At 66.2% G+C, this 4,112-nt stretch carries 4 protein-coding genes and 1 pseudogene; 3 read left to right on the top strand and 2 right to left on the bottom strand.

The features are described 5' to 3' along the window. Together EOA29_RS27680 and EOA29_RS27675 are read left to right on the top strand one after the other, a co-directional pair. Window positions 1-1,499: methyl-accepting chemotaxis protein (locus EOA29_RS27680; protein ID WP_127221883.1), on the top strand; the 1,499-nt coding region annotated here is incomplete at its 5' end. 330 nt (window positions 1,500-1,829) lie between these two features. Next, complete coding sequence (locus EOA29_RS27675) at window positions 1,830-2,936, top strand: hypothetical protein (protein ID WP_126090754.1); 1,107 nt, start codon at window positions 1,830-1,832, stop codon at window positions 2,934-2,936. Between the two features lie 110 nt (window positions 2,937-3,046). On the opposite strand, the gene EOA29_RS27670 is transcribed toward EOA29_RS27675, so the two are convergent. Both EOA29_RS27670 and EOA29_RS43285 read right to left on the bottom strand, forming a co-directional pair. After that, complete coding sequence (locus tag EOA29_RS27670) at window positions 3,047-3,364, bottom strand: hypothetical protein (RefSeq protein ID WP_245468554.1); 318 nt, start codon at window positions 3,362-3,364, stop codon at window positions 3,047-3,049. Window positions 3,365-3,391: 27 nt separating this feature from the next. After that, window positions 3,392-3,501: pseudogene (locus tag EOA29_RS43285) on the bottom strand (LysR family transcriptional regulator); the annotation flags it as partial. Between the two features lie 77 nt (window positions 3,502-3,578). On the opposite strand from EOA29_RS43285, the gene EOA29_RS27665 reads away from it, so the two are divergent. Further along, a partial coding sequence (locus EOA29_RS27665) for an alpha/beta hydrolase (RefSeq protein ID WP_145969830.1) occupies window positions 3,579-4,112 on the top strand: 534 nt, incomplete at its 3' end.

The following is a 4,112-nucleotide window of genomic DNA, read 5'->3' as shown; positions in this document are numbered from 1 at the left end:
CCGCCCTGGTGCCGGCGGTCGCGCAACTGCAGCAGTCGCTGGGCATCGTCTCGGAAAAGGTGGCGAAGATCGAAAAGACGGTCACGGAGACGCAGAAGACGGTCGAGGCGGTCAAGAAGTCCACCGACACGGTGGCTCAGAAGACCGACCAGATCGCCTCCGCCCAGCAGCAGCAGACGGCGCAGGGCGCCGAGACGCAGAAGGCCGTCGAGGCGGTCAAGCAGACGGCCGACACTTTAGCCGCCGGCCAAAAACAGCAGCAGGCGCAGGCCGAAAAGCTGCAGGCGACCACCGAGCAGATCGCCGCCTCTATCGACACGATCGCCAAGGGCTTTGCCCAGCTCGCCGCGCAGGGCGGCGCGATCGCCGATCCCAAGCGTCCCGACGAGTTCTATCACAATGCCCGCGTCTATGAGCTGGCGGGCGATATGCTGAATGCCCGGCGCGCCTATCTCGCCTTTGCCGGCTTCGACGTCGACGCCATCGACCCCTATACCCGCTTCGCCACGCTGCTGAGGGTCCAGGACGGCAAGGCCGGCGCCCGCGAAGTGTTCGGCCAGCTCGCCGAAAAGGCCAAGGCGCCGTCGATCAAGCTCGTCCATCTCCTGCAGTTCGACGATGCCCAGCGGCTCGGCAAGCTCAACGCCTTCATATCGGCCAACCCTGACTATGCGCCGGCTTACTTCCTCGAGGCGCAGGAGTTCTCCGAGGATCGTCTCGGCAGCCAGACGCTCGCCGACAAGCGCAGCGAAGCCCAGGCGCTGACCAAGTTCGTTTCCTACGAAAAAGATGGCGGCCTGCTCAAATATTTCGTCGACCAGAGGGAGTTGGCCGACTGGCTGGACCGCAGCCGGACCCGGCTGGCCGCGCTCGGCGACGTGCTCGACCCGTCGCGCTTCGTGCCGACGCTGACGCCGACGCGCTCCAACGCCGGCTGGTCGATGACGATCTCGCTCCCCGAACCGGCGACGGCGATTTCCTGGCGGCTCGGCGACTCTGGCCCGTTCACCGATACCGGCCTGATGGCGATGAACGACCAGCGCACCGGCAAGCCGATGCCCAACCCGAGCTTCGAGCTGCCCGACAGCACCGCGGCCACCAATATCGGCATAAAATATCTCGACATCAGGGGCCGCGAGACCGGCCCGTTCGACATCCGCTTCGATCCGGATTCGGCCCTCCAGCAGGGCAACAAGCAGATCCTCGACCAGTTCTGGACTTCGTGGATCGCCTTCGACGCCAGCGGCAACCAGGGCCTGGTCTATTTCACGCAGATGCTGTCCTTCCGCTGCGCCATCAAGGAGGTGCGTTACAGCCTGAACGACACCGCGCTCGACAAAGAGCTCAAGATGCCGCCCTGCGACGCCAAGGACCCGTATGCGATTCCCGCCGACTACCAGCCCTATTTCAAGGTCAAGGACGACGTGACGTCGATGGCGGTGCAGGTGACTTATACCGACGGCACCAAGTCGCCGGTCAGGGAGTATAAGCGGCAGTAGCGGAGCGCCCACCCTCCCCCTTGTGGGGGTGAGCGGCCGGTTCGCAAAGCGAATTCGTCGTGCCGGTGGCACGACGAAAGGCCAGCGAACGCTGGGACGCTGCGGAGCAGCGGGGACCCGGCAGATCCGCGCAGCGGATCGGGGTGGGGGTCGAAGAAGATTCTTTTGGTTGGACCCCCACCCCGTGGAGCGATCTCCGCCTTGCTCCGACCGCTCGCCGACCCTCCCCACAAGGGGGAGGGTGGCGCTGATGCAAAATGCCTGTCGCCCCGCTTGCGCAGCCCGCGCCAGGTAGGCTTTTCTGCTGCACAAGATTCGCGGGATAGAGCAATGGATACGGTCACGATCGGCGCAAAGGGCATCTCTGTCACCCTCGATCTCGCCGTCGGCCACATCGCCGCCATGGAGGTCGAGGCCGATGGCCGCGTCCTGAAGCCGCTGCACCGCGCGCCCTGGGTCGGCTCGCCGCGCGAGAGCCTGCCGGAAGGCCTGCCCGAGGGCACGGTCCGCCTCTCCGGCGATTTCCTCTGCGCGCCGTTTTCCACCAGCGATGTCGAGGCAGCGCCCCTGCATGGCTGGACGGCCAACAGTGAATGGGATGTCGTCGAGAACGGCGCCGTTGCCGGCGGCTGGCGCGCCGTCTTCCGGCTGCGCCGCAAGGTCATGGGCGCCGCCGTCGACAAGATTTTTATCCTGCGCGACAACCATCCCTTCCTCTATCAGGAGCATGTCTTTTCCGGGGGGGCTGGCGCCATTTCCGTCGCCCACCACCCGATGACCGCGATGCAGGACGGTGGGCGTCTGGCCTTCTCGCCAAAACGCCTGGCGGTCACGCCGTCGACTCCGCTGGAGCCCGATCCGGCGCGCGGCCGCTTCCGTTTCGCCTATCCCGCCCACGCCACCGATCTGGCCCATTTCCCGATCGCAGCCGGCGGTACCACCGATCTCGGCGATTACCGCATGGAAGACCGGCGCGAGGATTTCATCACCCTGGTCGAGGCCGATCATGGCGGGCCGGGCTGGACCGCGCTGGCGCGGCGCGCCGAGCAGGATCTGGTGCTGGTGCTGAAGAATCCGGCGGAGCTGCCGGTCACCATGCTGTGGTTCAGCAATGGCGGGCGCGACTACGCGCCCTGGAGCGGCCGCCATGTCGGCGTGCTCGGCATCGAGGACGGCCGCGCCGCGGTCGGCCATGCCGCCTCGCTCGGCGACAACTGGCTGAAGCACGAAGGCGTGGCGACCGCCTTCGCCCTTACGGAAGGGCGCAGCGTCTCCTTCCGTCATGTCATCGGCGCCGTGCCTCTGTTCGGCGGCGAGCCGCCGCGCGACATTGCGACCGCGCAAGGACGGCTGCGCATCCTCGGCGCCGACGGCACGACGAGGGACATACCCTTCGACAGCGATTTCCTGCGGCTTGGCCGGTCCGTTCCGGCTTGAGCATTCGGCGTTAATTTCCCGAGGGTTGGCCGAAGCCCTTGAGTTCGTCATTCCAGGGCGAAGCAGGAGCGAAGCTCCGTCGCGGAGACCCTGGAATCCATGCCGTGACTTCAGCCGAAGAATGCTGCAAAGCAAAATTCTGCACCGCAGGCGGCGCTGGTGTGTAACGGCATGGATCCTGGGGTCTGCGCCGCGTCGCTTCGCTCCAGTCGAAGCTCCACCTCATCGTGCGCCGCCAGAAACCGCGCGATGCGATCGGACAGGATGGAAGTGTCGGTGATCTCGATCGCGCCTAGCCGGAACGGGCCGGAAAGGGCGCGCGGATGGCCGCGCGCGTCGGCCGCGGCCTCGGCGACCAGTGCCTCGATCCTCCCCGCATAAGCAAGGAGACGCGCGCCAGCAGCGGTCAGCCGGATACCGCGCGGCATGCGTTCGAACAGCGGTTCGCCGAGTTCGGTCTCGAACTGGCCGATGCGCGCGAAAGCGCCGACTGAGCGGTTCCCAGCCGGGCTGCGGCAGCCGTGATGGAGCCGCATTCCGCAGCGTGAAGTGCGCGCAGGTCCATAAGGCATCGTATTATGCGATGCCAGATGTCGCAATGCATCGCTTGTTGCGAGGAAAGGTGAAGGGTAGGTTCCTGTCATGCCAGCGGAACTATATCATAAGATCGCGACCACATCCTCGCTCGATATCGCCTTTGAAGAGCACGGCCCTCCAGACGGCATGCCCGTCATCCTGCTTCACGGCTGGCCCGACGACGTCCGGACGTGGGACGAGATTGTTCCCGGTCTCGCGGAAGCGGGCTATCGCGTTCTCGTGCCATGGCTGCGCGGCTTCGGGCCGACGCGGTTTCGCGATCCGGACGCCATGCGGTCCGGTCAGCTTTCGGCCTTGGGCCGGGACGTGCTCGACTTCGCCGACGTGCTCGGGATCGAGCGCTTCGCCATGGTGGGACACGACTGGGGCGCGCGGGCGGCCTATATCGCCGCCTGCCTCGCGCCGGACCGCGTTATGGCCTGCACCGCTCTGTCGGTCGGCTGGGGAACCAACGACCCCGACCAGCCTCTATCCTTCGGCCAGGCGCAGAATTACTGGTATCACTGGCTGATGGCGCTGCCGCGCGGCGAACGACTGGTCCGGGAAGACCGGAAGGCATTCACGCGCTACATCTGGTCG

The sequence above is a fragment of the Mesorhizobium sp. M1E.F.Ca.ET.063.01.1.1 genome (assembly GCF_003998155.1).
Lineage (GTDB): Bacteria > Pseudomonadota > Alphaproteobacteria > Rhizobiales > Rhizobiaceae > Mesorhizobium.
This window is presented reverse-complemented; position numbering and strand designations above follow the sequence as displayed.